The 16,470-nt window shown below is 72.1% G+C and carries 13 protein-coding genes; 5 read left to right on the plus strand and 8 right to left on the minus strand.

What is annotated here, in order from left to right; all coding sequences use genetic code 11:
- Positions 1–17: 17 nt before the first annotated feature.
- Positions 18–782 (minus strand): hypothetical protein, encoded by a 765-nt coding sequence (locus AB0C26_RS08890; RefSeq protein WP_360244006.1) that lies wholly within the window; start codon positions 780–782, stop codon positions 18–20.
- A 167-nt stretch (positions 783–949) separates the two neighbouring features.
- On the opposite strand from AB0C26_RS08890, the gene AB0C26_RS08895 reads away from it, so the two are divergent.
- On the plus strand, positions 950–2,710 hold the full coding sequence (locus AB0C26_RS08895) for a BTAD domain-containing putative transcriptional regulator (RefSeq protein WP_360244009.1): 1,761 nt from the start codon (positions 950–952) through the stop codon (positions 2,708–2,710).
- On the opposite strand, the gene AB0C26_RS08900 is transcribed toward AB0C26_RS08895, so the two are convergent.
- From AB0C26_RS08900 to AB0C26_RS08915, 4 genes are read right to left on the minus strand one after another with little or no spacing between them, the layout of a single operon-like run.
- A complete protein-coding gene (locus AB0C26_RS08900; RefSeq protein ID WP_360244012.1) occupies positions 2,707–3,303 on the minus strand; it encodes an ATP/GTP-binding protein in 597 nt (198 codons plus the stop codon). The genes AB0C26_RS08895 and AB0C26_RS08900 overlap by 4 nt on opposite strands.
- On the minus strand, positions 3,284–3,673 hold the full coding sequence (locus tag AB0C26_RS08905; protein ID WP_360244015.1) for a DUF742 domain-containing protein: 390 nt from the start codon (positions 3,671–3,673) through the stop codon (positions 3,284–3,286). The genes AB0C26_RS08900 and AB0C26_RS08905 overlap by 20 nt, the downstream gene beginning before the upstream one ends.
- The gene (locus AB0C26_RS08910; RefSeq protein WP_360244018.1) at positions 3,663–4,085 is read right to left on the minus strand and encodes a roadblock/LC7 domain-containing protein; all 423 of its coding nucleotides are present in this window, start codon (positions 4,083–4,085) and stop codon (positions 3,663–3,665) included. The genes AB0C26_RS08905 and AB0C26_RS08910 overlap by 11 nt, the downstream gene beginning before the upstream one ends.
- The gene (locus AB0C26_RS08915) at positions 4,086–7,403 is read right to left on the minus strand and encodes a nitrate- and nitrite sensing domain-containing protein (protein WP_360244021.1); all 3,318 of its coding nucleotides are present in this window, start codon (positions 7,401–7,403) and stop codon (positions 4,086–4,088) included.
- Positions 7,404–7,627: 224 nt separating this feature from the next.
- On the opposite strand from AB0C26_RS08915, the gene AB0C26_RS08920 reads away from it, so the two are divergent.
- From AB0C26_RS08920 to AB0C26_RS08930, 3 genes are read left to right on the plus strand one after another with little or no spacing between them, the layout of a single operon-like run.
- A complete protein-coding gene (locus tag AB0C26_RS08920) occupies positions 7,628–8,263 on the plus strand; it encodes a hypothetical protein (RefSeq protein ID WP_360244024.1) in 636 nt (211 codons plus the stop codon).
- 11 nt (positions 8,264–8,274) lie between these two features.
- On the plus strand, positions 8,275–8,991 hold the full coding sequence (locus AB0C26_RS08925; protein ID WP_360244027.1) for a hypothetical protein: 717 nt from the start codon (positions 8,275–8,277) through the stop codon (positions 8,989–8,991).
- A gap of 44 nt (positions 8,992–9,035) precedes the next feature.
- Complete coding sequence (locus AB0C26_RS08930) at positions 9,036–10,109, plus strand: WYL domain-containing protein (protein WP_360244030.1); 1,074 nt, start codon at positions 9,036–9,038, stop codon at positions 10,107–10,109.
- A 245-nt stretch (positions 10,110–10,354) separates the two neighbouring features.
- On the opposite strand, the gene AB0C26_RS08935 is transcribed toward AB0C26_RS08930, so the two are convergent.
- Both AB0C26_RS08935 and AB0C26_RS08940 read right to left on the minus strand, forming a co-directional pair.
- Positions 10,355–10,942 (minus strand): hypothetical protein, encoded by a 588-nt coding sequence (locus AB0C26_RS08935; RefSeq protein ID WP_360244033.1) that lies wholly within the window; start codon positions 10,940–10,942, stop codon positions 10,355–10,357.
- Positions 10,943–11,176: 234 nt separating this feature from the next.
- Entirely contained in the window at positions 11,177–13,651 is a 2,475-nt protein-coding gene (locus tag AB0C26_RS08940; RefSeq protein ID WP_360244036.1) for a hypothetical protein, read from the minus strand.
- Between the two features lie 142 nt (positions 13,652–13,793).
- Between AB0C26_RS08940 and AB0C26_RS08945 the strand changes: the two genes are divergently transcribed.
- The gene (locus tag AB0C26_RS08945) at positions 13,794–14,996 is read left to right on the plus strand and encodes a cytochrome P450 (RefSeq protein ID WP_360244039.1); all 1,203 of its coding nucleotides are present in this window, start codon (positions 13,794–13,796) and stop codon (positions 14,994–14,996) included.
- On the opposite strand, the gene AB0C26_RS08950 is transcribed toward AB0C26_RS08945, so the two are convergent.
- Positions 14,993–16,462, minus strand: a complete 1,470-nt coding sequence (locus tag AB0C26_RS08950) for a family 20 glycosylhydrolase (RefSeq protein ID WP_360244042.1) — start codon at positions 16,460–16,462, stop codon at positions 14,993–14,995. The genes AB0C26_RS08945 and AB0C26_RS08950 overlap by 4 nt on opposite strands.
- Positions 16,463–16,470: the final 8 nt, after the last annotated feature.

A 16,470-nucleotide genomic window follows, 5' to 3' on the forward strand; every position in this document is an offset into this window, starting at 1 on the left:
CCGGCGATCGTGGTGTGTCAGCTGTTGATCAGGTCGTACACGGCCTCGGTGGGCTTGGCCGTCTCGGTCGGCGCCTTCGGTGTGGTCGTGCGGCCGTACCCGGCGTACGTCACCCGGTAATTGACCGCTTTTGCCTTTCCCGCCGCCGGAACCTTGACGAGAAGGGTGCTCAGGTGGCCGTCGGGGCCGACGACAGCCTCGAACGGCACCGCCTTGGCCTTCGCACCGAGCGCGGTCAGGGTGGCGTCCTCGACGATCTCGGCCTCGGTCGAGGCGGTCAGATCGGTGGTGCCGGCATAGTGGTCGGGGCTGGTCACCCGGACGTCCTCGGACGACCTGATGATCAGGTCGGCGTAGCCGGGGTCGACCTCGTCGTCGTACGAGATCGGCACGTCGTCCGGGTTCTTGACCTTCTTGGGGTCGATCGGCATCCACTTGCGCGGCAGCGCCGGGAAACCCTCGGCGCCGGTGAGCGAGAGACGCATCCAGCTCCGGTCGTCGATCAGCAGACCCGACATCGACAGCGTGACGCCGTCCTCGGAATGCGTGATCTTGAACTGGGTGGTCTTGTTCGGGGCGTCGAGAACGCCCGAGATCGGCTGGACGGCGCCCTTGACGTCGAACGCGTAGGCCGGGGCCTTCTCGTCCGGGACGGTCTTGAGAAGGGTCTCGCGAGGCGACTCGGCGAGTACGCGGGCGGGCTCGTCGTCGAGAAGGCCGCACCCGGAGACGGTCAGGGCGAGGGCAGCGGCGAGGCCGAGGGTGAGCTTGTAGGTCTTCATCAGTCGTGTTCTTTCCGGTCGGCTCGGGTTGCTTGCCAGAAGCCTGCGGGAGCGTGCTGCCGTCGCTCTGCGGTTATGCTGCTGCCCGCTGCCGTTCCACTGCCGCAAGACGTTCGCGCAGCTCACACGGGGGAGGTGCCGCGCTGCGATTCGAGATCCTGGGCGAGGTGCGCGCGCTGCGCGAGGGCGAGCCGGTCGATCTGGGCCCGGCGAAACAGCGCGCCGTGCTCGCCGTCCTGCTCCTGCACGCCGGCCGGCCGGTGCCCACCCACCAGATCGTCGACGCGGTGTGGGGCGACGACCCGCCGGAGAACGGCGCCAACGTGGTGCAGAAGTACGTGGCCGGGCTGCGCCGCGTCCTCGACCCGTCCCGCGCCCCGCGCACGCCGGGCGAGTTGCTGGCCCTGACCGGCAGCGGCTACGTCCTGCAGATCGCCGGCCATTCGTTGGACGCCGACGAGTTCCTGGCCGCCCTGGCCGCGTCCGCCGCCTCCTCCTCTCCTTCACCTTCCTCCCCCACTGCGGTGTTGCGGGCGGCGCTGGGGTTGTGGCGGGGCGAGGCGCTGGCCGGGCTGAGCGGGGCGGTGTTCGAGGCGGCCCGGGTGCGGCTCACCGACGCCAAGGCGACGGCGTGGGAGAGATGGGCCGAGCTGTCGCAGGACCGGGACCCGGCGCTGATTCCGGAGCTGACCCGGTTGATCGGGGAGTTCCCGCTGCGCGAGGGGCTGCGGGCGCAGTTGATGATCGCGCTCTACCGGAGCGGGCGGCAGGCCGAGGCGCTGGCGACGTTCCGCGAGGCCCGGAGTTATCTGCTGGACGAGTTCGGCATCGAGCCGGGGGAACTGCTCCAGGAGACTCACCGGCGGATTCTGCGCGGGGAGCCTTTGGCGCCTCGCTCGGCGGGCGGGACCGCTTCTACGCCTGACGCCTCCTCACCGCTGGAGCCGCCCGCCGGCGGCTCGGCCGCGCCCTCGCCTCTCGGGCCGCCCTCGGCCGCCCCTGTTCAGTCCGGCGCCGTTCCGCCCACCGTTGCCCCGCCGGGCACCGTTCCGCCCACTGCCGCTCCACCCGGCACCGTTCCACCCACTGCCGCTCCACCCGGCACCGTTCCGGCCACGGCCGCTCCACTCGACGCGGCTCAACCCGGGGGCATGCCGCATCCCAGCGCTCCGCATGGGGCTGTTCCGCCTGGTGTCGCTCCCTGGGTGGCCGCCTCACCCCGGGCGGCGGGGCAGCCGGGGCGGGGCGTGGGCGGGGTGCCGGACGACCGGGTTCCGGAGGGCGCGCAGGGCTTCTCCCCGGGGGTGTTTCCGGGTGGGGCGGGGACGGGACCGCCGATTCCCTACCTTGAAGTGGTTTTCGCGGCGGGGGTTCCGCTGGTGACGTTGTCGCTGGGGGCGTGGATCTACTTCGTGGTGGCGGCGCTGCGGCACCACAACCGGCGGCTGCTCATTCCGGCCGCCGTGTACTTCCTCGCGGTGCTGGTGGCGGTGATCGCCATGGGAGTCGATCCCACGCCGATCGAGGAGCCGGAGAGCCTGGCCGAGAACATCGGCATCCTGACGTTCCTGATCACGATCTTCGCGTCGTCGGTGCACGGGGCGGTGATCGCGGCCCACTCGGCGACGCGGACGCGGGAGTGGTTCCTGCGCGAGCAGTTCCGGCTGTTCGCGGCGCTCGACCCGGGGCGGGCCCGGCACGCCGGTGTGGGGCGGCCCGGAGTCTCCCGCCCCTACGACGACGGCGGCCTCATCGACATCAACCACGTGTCGGTGGACGACCTCGTACGACATGCCGAGCTCCCGCCGCCCGTGGCCGCGAGCATCGTCGCCGGCCGGCCGTTCCGCCGGCCCGACGAGCTCGTGCAGCGGCGGTTGCTCACCGCCAAGGCGTACCAGAAGCTCGAACCGCGCCTGATCGCCCTTTAGCGCGAGGCCGAGGTCAGCTGGCGGCGGGCCACGTACTCGACCAGTTCGATCAGGACGTTGCGGGCGGCCTGCGGCTCCCGGGCGTCGAAGAGCACGACCGGGACGTCGCCGTCGAGGTCCAGGGCGCGGGCCACGGCGTCGGCGCCGAAACGCTGCTCCGACTCGAAGCAGTTGACGGCCACCACGAACGGGGTGCCGCGCTGCTCGAAGTAGTCGATCGACGGGAAGCAGTCGGCCAGCCGGCGGGTGTCGGCCAGGACCACCGCGCCCAGCGCACCCTGGGAGAGCTCGTCCCAGAGGAACCAGAAGCGGTCCTGGCCGGGCGTGCCGAACAGGTAGAGCTGGAGGTCGTCGGTGATCGTGATGCGGCCGAAGTCCATGGTGACCGTGGTCGTGGTCTTGGCCTCGACGCCGTCGACGCTGTCGGCGCCGTCGACGCCGGTCAGGACCTCCTCGGTCTGCAACGGGCGGATCTCGCTGACCGAGCCGACCATTGTGGTCTTGCCGGCGCCGAAACCGCCGGCGATCAGGATCTTGAGCGCGACCGGGATGCGGCCTTCGCGGCCGTCGCCGTTAGAGCGCACGGAGTCCATTGACAACCGCCTTGAGTACGTCGACGTCGTGCGGCTGGGAGGCCGCCGGGGGTTCGTACAGCGAGATGAGACCCGCTGAGCGTAGATCACCGAGCAGGACCCGGACCACGCCGATCGAGAGGTCCAGGCCGGCGGCGAGCTCGACAATGGAGATCGGCTCCCAGGCCGCGGCGATGATCGCGTGATGCTCCGGCTGCAAGGACACCCCGCCGCCGGGGTGGCCGCCGGTGGTCGCGACGACGAAGGCGACGAGATCGAGCTCGCCGCCCTCGGGCACCACACGGCCCTGAGTCATCGCGTACGGGCGTACGACGGGCCCGGCGTCGTTGTCGAGCCAGTCGTGCGCCACGCGGTTGAAATCAGCCGGCATCGGACGGTGCCACCGCCGAGCGCTCGGGCGCGCTCATGTTCTGGCCGACCCGGGTCACGAGCATGGCCATCTCGTAGGCGATCAGGCCGAGGTCGGCCTCGCTGGAGGCGAGCACGGCCAGGCAGGCGCCGTGGCCCGCGGCGGTGACGAACAGGAAGGCCGATTCCATCTCGACCACCGTCTGCCGCACGGCACCGGCCTGGAAGTGGCGGCTCGCGCCCTTGGCCAGGCTCTGGAAGCCGGCCGCCATCGCCGACAGGTGCTCGGCGTCCTCGCGGCGCAGACCGGCCGAGGCCCCCATCAACAGGCCGTCGGCGGAAAGCACGACCGCCTGCTGCGCCGTCGGCACCCGCTCGACCAGATCGTCGAGGAGCCAGGTGAGGTTCGCGCTCTGGTTCGTCGTCTGTGTCACTTATGCGTCCTTTTCCGGCTGTGTCACGTCGTTGCTTCCGGGATCGGCCGCGTCCTCTCCGCCCCCGGCCTTCTGTTCGCGGGCGATCGCCGCGTTCACGATCGCCGGGAAACTGACGGTAGCCGCATCCGCAAAGGATCCACCGTTCGAGGGACGGTCCGCGCCCGTGTCGTCCGGATTAGACCGTTCTTCAGATACGGATTCCGTCGTACGGTCGGGCCTTCCGTGGCTGTTCCGCTCCGGTGAGTTACCGAGATAGCGGGAAGCGTCGATGCGTCCCCGGGTGGTCCCGGACTGCAGGGCGCTCATGATGCTGCGCACCTGCTCGGGCGAGCGCAGCGCGGCGGCGGGCTCGTCGTCCACGGGCGGCGGGGCGCCGGCCCGGCGGCGCAGCTGCGGCGCGATGCTGGCCTGGCGGACCCGCTTGGGCAGCCCGTCCTCGGTCTCCACAGTGGGCGAAATAGGCGCGGCGGCCCCCGGCGCTGAGCGGGACGGCAGCACCGGGCTGCCCTCGGACGATGTCGGCGTGGGGCGCTCGCCTGGCGTTGGGCGTTCCCCTGCCGCTGGGCGTTCCCCTGCCGTTGGGCGCTCCCCTGCCGTTGGGCGCTCCCCTGCCGCTGGGCGCTCCCCTGCCGTTGGGCGTTCCCCTGCCGTTGGGCGCTCCCCTGCCGCTGGGCGCTCCCCTGCCGCTGGGCGCTCCCGTCGCGCTGGGAGCTCCCCCGGCGCTGGGTGGGCAAAGGGCGCCGGGGGTGCCGCCGGCGATGTGGGCGCCACAAACATGGGCATCGCGGAGGTGGGCGCGGTCGACGGCACTCCCGTCGGCAAGGCGGTCGGGAAGAGCGGCGCGGCCGACGTGGGCATGACTGATGAGGTGGCGCCGGTTGCCGCGCGCGACGCGGCCCCGATCCCCGGCCCGGTCGCGGTCCCCGGCGTGGTGGCGGTTCCCGGCGTGGCGGCGGTTCCCGGCGTGGCGGTTCCTGGCGTGGTCGCGGCGCTTTGCGCGGCCCCGGCTGCCGGCCCGGTCTCCGAGGCGGCGGCTGTGGGCTGCGGGGAGGGTGTGACGGGGATCGGCGGTGCGGTGGCGTTGGCTACCGTGTCGGCGGCGTCGGTGGTGGACAGGTCGACGGGGCGGCGGACGCGTTTGCGCTGGACCAGGCCGTCCTCGCTCAAGCCCTCGACGACCGAGCTCGGTGACGGGCCGCCGGTGGTGGCCGGGGCCCGGTGCTGGCCGCCGGGCGGGGACTGCTCCCCGGGGGCCGGCGTGGCCGTGCCGTTGATGGTGACCGGGCGGCCGGGGACGGTGAGCTGGCGCAGTTCCTCGGTGCCCTGCCACTGGAGTTCGGCCAGCGAGTGCCGCGACGGGTCGTCGGTGCCGGAGCCGACCAGCGGACGGTCCTTGGCCGCGGTGGGCAGCGCGGCCAGCCCGGCGCCGGGCGCCACCAGGTCGCCCGGCACCAGGACGATCGCTGTCACGCCGGCGTACGCGGACGGGCGCAGGGACACCCGGATGCCGTGCCGGTGGGCGAGCTGGGCGACCACGAACAGGCCCAGGCGGGCGCTGTCGGCCGGATCGAAGTCGGGCGGCTCGGCCAGGCGGCGGTTCGCCTCGTCGATCGCCTCCGGGGTCATGCCGAGACCCCGGTCCTCGATCTCCACGGCGTACCCGTTGGGAAGAACTTGACCCGAGACCTGGACCCTCGTGTGCGGAGGCGAGAAGGAGGCCGCGTTCTCCAGCAGCTCGGCCAGCAGGTGGATCACGTCGCCGACCGCGCGGCCGAGCACCGAGGACGACTCCACCGAGCGGATGTCGACCCGCTTGTAGTCCTCGACCTCGCTGATCGCGCCGCGGATCACGTCGATCACCGGCACCGGGTTGCGCCAGCCGCGGCCGGGCGCGGCGCCGGCCAGGATGACCAGGTCCTCGGCGTGGCGCCGCATGCGGGTGGCCAGGTGGTCGACCCGGTACAGGTCCTCCAGCTCCTGCGGCTCGGTCTCGCGCCGCTCCATGCGGTCGAGCAGGGCGAGCTGGCGGTGCAGCAGCGTCTGGCTGCGCCGCGCGATGTTGAGGAACACCTCGTTGAGGCCGCGGCGGACGCTCGCCTCCTCCACGGCCGACTGCACGGCCGTACGCTGAACCTCGTTGAAGGCCTGCCCGAGCTGGCCGATCTCGTCGTGGCCGTACGCCAGCGGGGGCGTCTCGACGTCCACATCGACCTCTTCGCCGCGTTGCAGGCGGCGGACCACCGTGGGCAACCGCTCGGTCGCCATCTCGCGGGCCTCGCCGTGCAGGCGGCGCAGCCGGCCGACGATCGAGCGGCCGACCCGCACCGACAGGTAGACCGAGCAGGCCAGCGCGGCCAGGCCCAGGATGGCGGCCAGACCGAGCCGGACCAGGATGTTCTCGGCCAGCGGGCGGGCCCGCTCGGTCAGCGAGTCGGTGGCCGCCGCCTCGAAATCGCGCAGCTCGCGGGCGGCCGCCACGTACGTCGGCCGGAACTCACCGCTGCTCACCGGGGAGACGACGCCGTCGCGGCTCTGCTGGACCAGGGCGGTGAGCAGGGCGTCGAGGCGGCCGAAGGTGTCGCCGCCATTCATTCGGTTGTACGCGGCGCGGTCGCCGGCCGCCATGTCCTCGACGCCACGGCCGAGCAGGAAACGGGCGGTGCCGACGTCCTGGATGAGCTGGCCGCGCGTCTCGGGGTCGAACATCCCGCGCGCGGTGGCCCCGCCGACCAGGGCGTCGACCCGGCTCAGATACTCCTGGCCCTGGCCGACGGTGGTGAGCGCGCGCAGCTCACGGTCGATGCGCTCGTCGTCGAAGGTGGCGGTGGCGGCGAAGGTCTGGAAGCCGGAGGCGATGACGTTGTTGTAGAAGTTCTGCCCGCCGATCGGGTCCATCTCGCGGCGGTTGATGTGGTCGCGGTTGCCGGCCAGGCTGTCGAGCTGGGTGAAGAACTGGTCGACGCGGGTGCGCAGCGCGTCGCTGGCGGCGTCGCGCGCCCGCTCGCTGCCGGCCTGGCGGCGGAAGTCGGCGATCGCCTTGTCGGTGGCGGCCCGCTGCTCGGTGAGGGTCGCCGGGATCGGGCCCTTCGCCGAGAGGTATTCGACGGTGAAGAGCCGCTCGCGCTGCAGGTGGCCGACGAGCTCGATGCCCGGGTTGCCGATCGTGTCGAGGACCGTGCGGGCCGCGAGCAGGTTGAACGCCGGGCCGGCGGTGAGCGCGGTCGCGAACAGCCACAACACCAGCAGGGCGGTCAGCGGCACGGCGGCCAACGCGATGATCTTCGAACGGATCGACCAGTAGCGGGTGGTTCTCATCAGGGCTCCGCCCGAGGGGTTCGGCGACGGCGTACGCCCTCGGCAGAATACGTAACTCTTTCTCGGGGAGCCACCTCCACGGCGTACGGAAATGTTGGCCTTAGGTCGTGTTTGTCCAGGGGTTTCGGCGAGTCGTTGTTATGACAGCCCACCTTCATGGAGCAGATGCGATTGACGACACACCATGGGTGGGCATATCGGGGAGGACGAAGGAGGAGGCCCCGATGTCCCCCACACTCACGATCATCCTGATCGTCGTCGTCCTGGTCGTGATCGCCGCCGTCATCTACGGCGTCCAGGTCGGACGGCGCAAGAAGCTTCAAAGCACATTCGGACCCGAGTACGACCGGGTGGTGGCCGACACCGGCAGCCGCACCGAGGCCGAGAAGGAACTGCGTGAGCGCGAGAAGCGCCACGCCTCGTTCGAGCTCAAGCCGCTGTCGCCCGAGGCGCAGGCGAAATACTCGGCCGCCTGGGAAGAGGTGCAGATCCAGTTCGTGGACAACCCCTCCACGGCCGTCTCCACCGCCGACGAGCTGGTCACCCGGCTGATCGCCGAACGCGGATACCCGACCGGGCAGTACGACGAGAGGCTCGCCGACCTGTCGGTGGAGCACGCCAGCACGCTCGGGCACTACCGGGACGCCCACGAGATCAGCCAGCGCAACCGCGACGGGAAGGCCGGCACCGAGGACCTGCGCCAGGCGCTCGTGCACTACCGGGCGCTCTTCGCCGACCTGCTCGGCACGGACCCGGTTGCTGGTACTACTGAGAACAAGACGGTCCCCAATGGAGAGACCACGACGGCGCCCGCGCCCCGGGAAGCCGACGACCACCCCGCCCGCGACACCAGCCGCTAGGAGCCACGGACATGAAGTTCTTCTCGAACGAGAAAGAGAACGAGGCCGAGTACGCGCATGACGACCCGGAGCGCACGCAGCATGTGGCCTCCGAGCCGGTGACCGTGCCGCCGCAGCGGGCCGGGTCGCCGTGGAGCGACCGGCCGGGCGACGCGCCGGCCGCCACCCCGGTCGACCTCGACCGCGACGACGACCGGGCCAGCTCGTACGGCTCCGACGAGTCGGCGACCACGGAGCGGATCGACACCAACCAGGCGGCGGTCCGCGACGACGGCACCTTCGACAGCCCGACCGCGGTCGACCCGGCCACCGACAAGCCGCTGGACTCCGACCCGGCGTCGGAGGTGGACCTTCCGCTGGACTCCGACAACTCCGACAAATCCCTCAAGGACGACGGGACGTTCGAGAGCCCGACAGTGGTGGAACCGGCGCCTGTCTCCACGCCGGCCACCGCCACTACTGCCACCACTGCCACCACCACCGAACGCCTGCTTCCGGACGGCGACGCGTTCACCGAGCGCTTCCGTGACATCCAGCTGCGCTTCGTGGACGACCCCAAGGACGCCACGGCCGAGGCGTCCCGGCTGGTCGAAGAGGTGGTGGACAAGCTGACGAGCACGCTGAAGTCGCAGCGGGACGCGCTGGGCGGCAACGCCGACGACACCGAGAAGCTGCGCGTCGAGCTGCGCGGCTACCGGGAGATCCTCAACCGGCTGCTGTCCCTCTGAGCCTTACGGGGGCCGGACGGGCCCCGTAACGCTACTTTGGCGACATGCGCGCCGGCCGCCTCGTCTCCCTGCTCCTGCTGTTGCAGACGCGCGGCCGGATGACGGCACAGGACCTGGCCGACGAACTGGAGGTCTCGGTCCGCACGGTGTACCGCGACGTGGAATCACTGAGCGCGTCCGGCGTCCCGATCTACGCGGACCGCGGCCCCGCCGGCGGCTACCAGCTGCTGGACGGCTACCGCACCCGGCTGACCGGCCTGACATCGGACGAGGCGGGCACGCTGTTCCTGGCCGGAATGCCGGGCCCGGCCGCCGAGCTGGGCCTGGGCTCGGTCCTGGCCGCGGCGGAGCTGAAGCTGCGCGCATCCTTGCCGGACGAGCTGGCTGATCGAGCGGACCGGGTACGGGAACGTTTCCACCTGGACGCACCGGGCTGGTTCCGAGCCGGCGAGCCCACGCCCCACCTCTCCACGGTCGCCGACGCGGTGTGGAGCGGCCGCGTCCTGCGGATCCGCTACCGCCGCTGGAAGGCACCCCGCGAGGTGGACCGCACGCTGCATCCCTTGGGCGTGGTTTTGAAGGCGGGCCGCTGGTACCTGGTCGCCGCCTCCTCGAGCGCCGGGTTCCTGCCGCCTCCCAGTTCCTCCTCGAGCGCGACGGGGCGGACCACCGCGTACCGGGTGTCGAACATCCTCGCCGCCGAGGTGCTGGACCAGCCCGCGTCGCGGCCGAAGGGCTTCGACCTGGCGGAGTACTGGGCGGAGTGGACCGAGCGGTACGAGAGCAGCGTCTACACGGCAGTCGCGACGGTACGGATGACCGTCGAGGCTCTGAACCGGATGACTTTCGTCTTCCCGCCCGAAATGTCGCGAAGTGCACGAGCCGAGGCCGGCCCACCCGACGAGACCGGCTGGCTGATCACCCGCGTACCCATCGAGTCGATCAAGCACGGTCACATCGAACTGCTCAAATTGGGCGCCGACGCTGAGGTCCTGGACCCACCCGAACTTCGCGCCCGTTTCACCGAGACCACCCGAGGCTTGCTGGCCACCTACTTGCCCGAAGCCACTCCGCCGGCCGCAGCCGCCCTGCCGAACGAGGCTCACGAGAAGGCATAGCGCCCCGCCGCGGGACAGGCGCATTCCGCTCGCGGGACGTGGTTCCCCTATGGATGTGCGTCTCGGCCCGGTACCGCTCCCCCACCAGGCGCGATACCCCCGGCCCGGCGCGGATCAGTCGGACCGGCGCGGATCAGTCGGACCGGCGCGGATCAGTCGGACCGGCGCGGATCAGTCGGACCGGCGCGGATCACCTGACAGGGCGCGACTCACCCGGTCAAGCGCGGATCCGCTGATGGAGGTGACTATTTGGCAGGTGGGGCGGCGATTCGGCTGTCGGTTCGGTCGCCCTTGTCGGCGCCGTCCCAGCCGGTGCCGCCGCCGCTGTCGTGGTCGGCGTTCTCGGCCGGGTTGGGGGGCCACGTCGGGTCGTCGGACTCGTCGTCGGCCGGTGGGGTCGTGTCGTCGGTCGGCGGGGTGGCGGTGGGCTCGGTGCCGGTGTCGGCCGGAGTGGTTGTCGCCTCGGTCGGTGGGGGCGTGGGGGCGCTGGTGGTCGGGGTCGGCGAGGAGGTCTCGCTCGGCGTGGCGACCTTCGGCGACGGGGTCGGCGACGTGGTGGTGGCGCTCGGGGTGGGCTCGGCCGACGGCGATGTGTTCCTTGGCAGAACGTTCACCTGCGGCTCGGTGTCCACAGGGGAGTTGTCGGTGGTCGCCTCGCCGGCGCCGGTGCCGCCGACGAGCTGGTCGTTCGTCACCCGGTTCTGGTCGGTGATCACGGCGGGCGCACGCCCGGGCGAGGTCGGCATCGTGCCGAGCTGGACGCCCATCCAGAGGGCCGGACCGAGCCCGACCGCGATGATCGCTCCGAAGAGCGCCAACGGTCCCCGCTCCATGATCTGGCCTCCCCCGCCTTTGAAGGGATCGTCCGCCTAACCCCGGCCTCTCATCTACCCATTTACGAATCCGGTAAGCGAACAGCCCACGAAGGTCATTGTGACCTGAAGTGAAGGACCGATCACTCATCCGTCAGGAATGAGACGCTGCTGACCGTTACTACGCACCGCCAGGACGGAACAGTTCACTGTGGGTCATGCCGATCCCCTCAAAGGTGCGGGGCGTCACCCTCTTCAGCGAGTACGGGTGAGGAAGGACACCGCCTCGTCGAGAGCGGCCCACCCGCCGGGCAGTTCCTCCGAGTCGAGCGCCGTCCGCACGCTGAGACTTCCACCGTGCCGCAGCCCGATCTCCCACGCCCGCCGCCCGTTACGCACGACCGCCGCCGACGCGACATCGGCAAATGGCACAAATCGCATCCCCAGACCAGCCCCCGTAGCGGTAGCGGTCAACGTCGCCACAGCCCCGGGCGCTCCGGACGGGGCACCTCCGGACGCGGACGGATCGGGCGCGGACGGATCGGGCGCGGACGGATCGGGCACGGACGGATTGAAGGTTGTGGGATCGGAGGTGGTCGGCTCGGGCGGGGGCGGATCGGCTGGGGTGGGGTGAGGGTGGGTGGCCGGGGAGCCGTCGGCGAGTACGCCGTCGGAGGCCAGCTGGGTCAGGCGGCGCTTCGCTTCGGCGTGGCGGGAGCGGGGAAGGCCCGGTACGAGTAGCAGTCCGGTTTCGACGACCAGTAAGTCGGTGCGGGCGCCGTCGACCAGGACGTTCACCACTCCGCCGAGCACCGGGACTCGGGCGGCGGGGCGGGCGGGGTCGCCGGCGGCCGCGGTGAGGTCGATGTCCAGGGCGGAGAGCCACTGGCGGGCCTCGGCGACCGTGGCCGGGTTGGCGGCGAGCATGGCCGGGCCGTGCAGGTCCAGATGGGAACCGTCGGCCGCTACCAGCTCGGCCGTGCCGGTCCAGCTGTGCCGCCAGCGCGCGGCGCCGCAATGCAGCGCGGCCAGGGCCAGCAACAGGGTGATCAGCTCGGTGACCCGTCCCGCGATCTCCTCCGAGGGAAGACGCCCCGTGAACGGCGCCGCTCCTTCCGCCGGAAGGGCATCCCCCGGCTGAGGCGTGCTCTCAGAAGGGAAACCGGGCATGGCCGCGCCGAACGAGCCGGGGCCGGCAGAGGGTGCGGCGACCGAGGCGGACCCGCCCGAAGACGCGGCAAGCGCGCCGGGACCGCCAGAAGGCCCGGCAGGCGCGCCGGAGCCGGCCGAAGAAGCGGGGCCGGCGGAAGGCGCGGTGGGCGAGACAGGGCCGGCTGAGGCAGAGGTGGACGAGGTGGGTCCGGCAGAGGCAGAGGTGGACGAGGTGGGTCCGGCAGAGGCAGAGGTGGACGAGGTGGGTCCGGCAGAGGCAGAGGTGGACGAGGTGAGGGCGGCGGCGGTGGGGCTGGAGCCGGCTGTGGTGGAAGTGGCGGGGGGTGGGAAGTCGGGTGGGGTGGTGGGGGGTGGGAGTTCGCCGAGGATGGTTTCGGCGAACTTGGGCAAGTGGCCGGTGGCGGACAGGTGGAGGACGGCGTCGGCGGTGCGGATGGGGGTGCCGGCGGCGTGGGAGAGGGCTCGCAAGGAAGCGTCGGCCTCGCGTTCCATTTCGGCGGTGCGGGCGGCGCCGAAGAACTCGTCCCAGGTTACGACCGTGCGGCCGGTGGAAGGGAAGGCGACCGCCTGCAGGGCGCGGGCCAGGCCGGGCAGGTCGGGGATCAGGTCGCCGGCGGGTGGGGACTCGGGCTCGGGGCCCTCGGGGGTGATCGCGGCCAGGGCGGCCAGGCGCTCGGCGACCGGTGGATGGGCGTCCCACGGGCCGGGCTGCTCGGGGCCCCTGGCGCGGAGCACGGCCGCGTCCTCGGCGCGGGCGGCCAGCACGCGCAGGAAGCCGCCGAAGACGTCGTCGGGGACCAGGCCGGTCTGCCAGCCGGGGCTCAGGTATTCGACGTGGAACAGCTGCTGCATGCCGTCGAGCACCGGGCCGTCGCGCAGCACCGCGGCGGCCGCGCGCGGGCCGGCGAACTCGGCCGCGACCCGGTCGGCGGCCAGCTCCTGCTCGCGGGCGCGCGGGTCGTCGACCGCGCGGAACCAGCGCGCCCACAGTCGCAGCACCGGGCCGGCGGGGCTGCGGGCGGGGATCCGCGGGACGATCCGCGCCAGCGCCGTACGGCCCCGGCGGGCGAGCGGGGCGAACCGGCCGCCGAGTTTCGGTGAGCCGTGCGCCAGCTCGTGGGCGACGACGGCGCGCAGCCGGGCCTCGTCCCACGCCTGGAGCAGCGGCAGTCCGAGGTAGAGCTCGCGGCGCCCGCCGGCCAGGCCGCCGAACCGCGCGTGCTCGGCCAGGGTGGCCGTGGCCGGCGCGACCACCGTCACGCCGTCGGGCGGGGCCACGGCCGAGACGGCGGCCGCCTCGTCGAGCATCGCCCACAGGCGCGGGGCCTGGGCCCGGGTCACCGGCACCCCGGCCGGCGTGGGACGGCGCAGGCGCAGGGCCCTGATGGTGGCGTAACACAGCAGGCCGGCGGTGGCGATGGCGAGCGGCACCGCGACCTGCACGGCCACCGTGCCGGGCAGCAGATCGAGCACCACCAGCACGAGCACCAGCGCCGCGACGACCTGGAGCCACGCGGCCACCAGGAAGCCGACCAGCATGGCGGCGGACCGGCCCACCTCTCACCTCCGAGCTCGTTCGGGCTCCGATAGTAGGTCGGGGGTATGACGGAAATCCCAGACGCGGAGTCCGGCAGGAGGAAAAATAAGGAAGATTTTCGCCGGCGGTTTCGCGCCGTCACGAGAGGGGACACGGACCGCCATGGCTCTTCCCGACCAGACCCTCGCCTTCGCGGCCAAGGGGTACGCCTGGCTTCCGGATCTGCGGCGACGGTGGCACGGCCGCCCGATCGAGACGCGGGTCGGCGGGCAGCGGGCGGTGGCGATCAGCGGCCCCGACGCCGTCCGTTTCTTCTACGACGGTGATCTGGAACGGCACGACGCCCTTCCGCCCAACGTCGTCGCGACCCTGTTCGGCAAGGGCGTGCACACGCTCGACGGCGAGGCCCACCGGGCGCGCAAGGCCCTGTTCGTCGCCCTGCTCATGAACGCCGACGGCATCGAGAATCTGGCCAAGCTGACCGGCGAGGTGTTCGACGAGGCGGCCGCCCGCTGGCGCGGTTCGGGTGAGATCTCGATCTTCGATGAGTCCGCGCGGGTGCTCGCCGAGGCGGTGACGCGCTGGACGGGCGTACCGCAAGAAGAGGGTGACCGAAACGCCCTGGCCCGGGACCTGATCGCCATGGTCGACGGTTTCGCGTCGGCCGGTCCGCGCTTCGCGCGGGCCCGGTCGGCTCGGCGGCGGCAGGAGCGCCGGTTCTCTCAGATCATTGAGGCCGTACGCCGTGAGGAGCCCACCCCGGAGCCGTTGTCGGTGGTGGCGCACCATCTGGAGGACGGCTACCTGCTCGACGCGAGGACAGCGGCGGTCGAACTGATCAACATCATCCGGCCGACGACCGCGGTGGCCTGGTTCGTCGCTTTCGCCACACACGCGCTCGACCGCTGGCCGGGCACCCGCGCCCGGCTGCGCGCCGGCGACGACGACTACATAAAGGCGTTCGTGCACGAGGTACGGCGGTTCTACCCGTTCGCGCCCTTCCTCGGCGCCCGGGCCACCCGCGACCTGCGGTTCCAGCGAGCCGAGATCCCGAAAGGCGCGCTGGTCCTGCTCGACGTCTACGGACAGCACCACGATCCCCGGGTGTGGCCCGAGCCGTACGAGTTCCGGCCCGAGAGGTTCCTCGGCCGCCCGGTCGGCGAGTTCGAGTTGATCCCGCAGGGCGGCGGCGACCCGCGGACGGGCCACCGCTGCCCCGGCGAGAAGATCACGATCGCGCTGCTGGGCACCCTGGTGCAACGACTGGCCAAACTGGACTACTACCTGCCGCCGCAGAAGATGGAGATCGACCTGAGCCGCGTTCCGGCCCGCCCGGCCAGCGGGCCCCGCCTGGTGATCAACTAGACCCAGTCGATCTCGGCCGACCGGTGGAAGTTCACGCCCTGCGCCTCCCAGCGCGGGGCGAAGGCGGCCAGCCGGCGCCGCAGGGACCGCCAGTCGCGGGCGGCCCGCGGCGTCCAGCCGATCTCGGCGATCGCGGGCAGCCGCGGGAAGGCCATGAACTGCACGTCGGCCAGGCTGCGCAGGGTCTCCGACCACAGCGGCGCCTCGACGCCGAGCAGCGATTCCTCGGGCACGCCGGGCAGCCGGTCGGCCGGGTCCCAGTCGTACGAGCGCTCGACGCCGACCAGGCCGGCCCAGTCGAGGCCCAGGGGGCTCGACTCGTCGTACTTCATGTCCAGGTAGCTGCGGTCGGCCGGCGACATGATCACCTGGTGTCCGGCCGCGGCCGCGCGGGCCACGCCGTCGTCGGCCGGCTCGATCCGCCAGTACTGCGGGATCGCGGTCGGCGGCAGGTCGACGGCGGCCATCTCGTGCCAGCCGATCGCACGCTTGCCGTACTTGCCGGGCAGCGGCAGCACCCGGGACATGAAGGTGCGGTAGTCCTCGGCCGTGGTGGAGAGGGCCTCGTCGCCGCCGATGTGCAGGTACGGGCCCGGGGTGAGCTCGGCGACCGTACGGATGACGTCCTCGACGAAGGTGTAGGTGATCTCCTTGCCGATGGGCAGCGAACTGTAGCCGACCTCGGCGTCGACCCGCTGCGGGACGGGTTTGCCGTCGGCGGTCAGCTCCGGGTAGGCGACCTGGACGGCGTTGACGTGGCCGGGCAGGTCGATCTCGGGCACGATCGTGACGAACCGCGTCGCGGCGTACGCGACCAGGTCCACGTACTCCTGTGCCGTCAGGAAGCCCGGCCCGGCGCCGTCGACGCCCGTGCCCGCGCCGCCGCTGACCTCGGTCAGCAGCGGCCAACCGGCGATCTCGAGGCGCCAGCCCTGGTCGTCGGTGAGGTGCAGATGCAGGTGGTTGATCTTGAACTGCGCGATGGAGTCGATGTAGGACCGCACGTCGGCCGGGGAGTAGAAATGCCGGGCGAGGTCGAGCATCGCGCCCCGGTAGGGAAAACGCGGCTCGTCCTCGATCCGGCCACCGGGGATCTCCGCCGGCCCGGTCCCCGTCTCGGCCGGGAGCAGCTGACGGAACGTCTGAAGGCCGGCGAACAGGCCCTGCGCGGTGGGCGCCTGCAGCGTGACCCCGGCGGCGGTGATGTCGAGCCGGTAGTGCTCGGGCGATTTGCCGGCGTCCTCGTGGAGGGCGAGCCGGACGGGGGCGTCGCCGGTCACCCGGGGCACGTCGAAGCCGGTGGCCCGCCGCAGAAGGGCGGCCAGCTCGTCGGCGATGGCCGCGGCCCCGTCGCCGGCACCGACCGCGACATCCGGCGCGATCCGGAAATCGGCCGACGGATCGGGACGCACGGACACGGGTAGGGGAATGACGTCGCCGAGTTGTCTCATCATGGGAGCGCGCACGCGAGAAA

It is taken from the genome of Actinoplanes sp. NPDC048796, assembly GCF_040650035.1.
Lineage (GTDB): Bacteria > Actinomycetota > Actinomycetes > Mycobacteriales > Micromonosporaceae > Actinoplanes.

Bases quoted from the DNA above. Each gene is read 5' to 3' on its own strand.
- AB0C26_RS08890 (WP_360244006.1), bottom strand. From the start codon at position 782: ATGAAGACCTACAAGCTCACCCTCGGCCTCGCCGCTGCCCTCGCCCTG.
- AB0C26_RS08900 (WP_360244012.1), bottom strand. From the start codon at position 3,303: ATGGACTCCGTGCGCTCTAACGGCGACGGCCGCGAAGGCCGCATCCCG.
- AB0C26_RS08915 (WP_360244021.1), bottom strand. From the start codon at position 7,403: ATGAGAACCACCCGCTACTGGTCGATCCGTTCGAAGATCATCGCGTTG.
- AB0C26_RS08925 (WP_360244027.1), top strand. From the start codon at position 8,275: ATGAAGTTCTTCTCGAACGAGAAAGAGAACGAGGCCGAGTACGCGCAT.
- AB0C26_RS08935 (WP_360244033.1), bottom strand. From the start codon at position 10,942: ATGGAGCGGGGACCGTTGGCGCTCTTCGGAGCGATCATCGCGGTCGGG.
- AB0C26_RS08945 (WP_360244039.1), top strand. From the start codon at position 13,794: ATGGCTCTTCCCGACCAGACCCTCGCCTTCGCGGCCAAGGGGTACGCC.
- AB0C26_RS08905 (WP_360244015.1), bottom strand. From the start codon at position 3,673: ATGCCGGCTGATTTCAACCGCGTGGCGCACGACTGGCTCGACAACGAC.
- AB0C26_RS08920 (WP_360244024.1), top strand. From the start codon at position 7,628: ATGTCCCCCACACTCACGATCATCCTGATCGTCGTCGTCCTGGTCGTG.
- AB0C26_RS08930 (WP_360244030.1), top strand. From the start codon at position 9,036: ATGCGCGCCGGCCGCCTCGTCTCCCTGCTCCTGCTGTTGCAGACGCGC.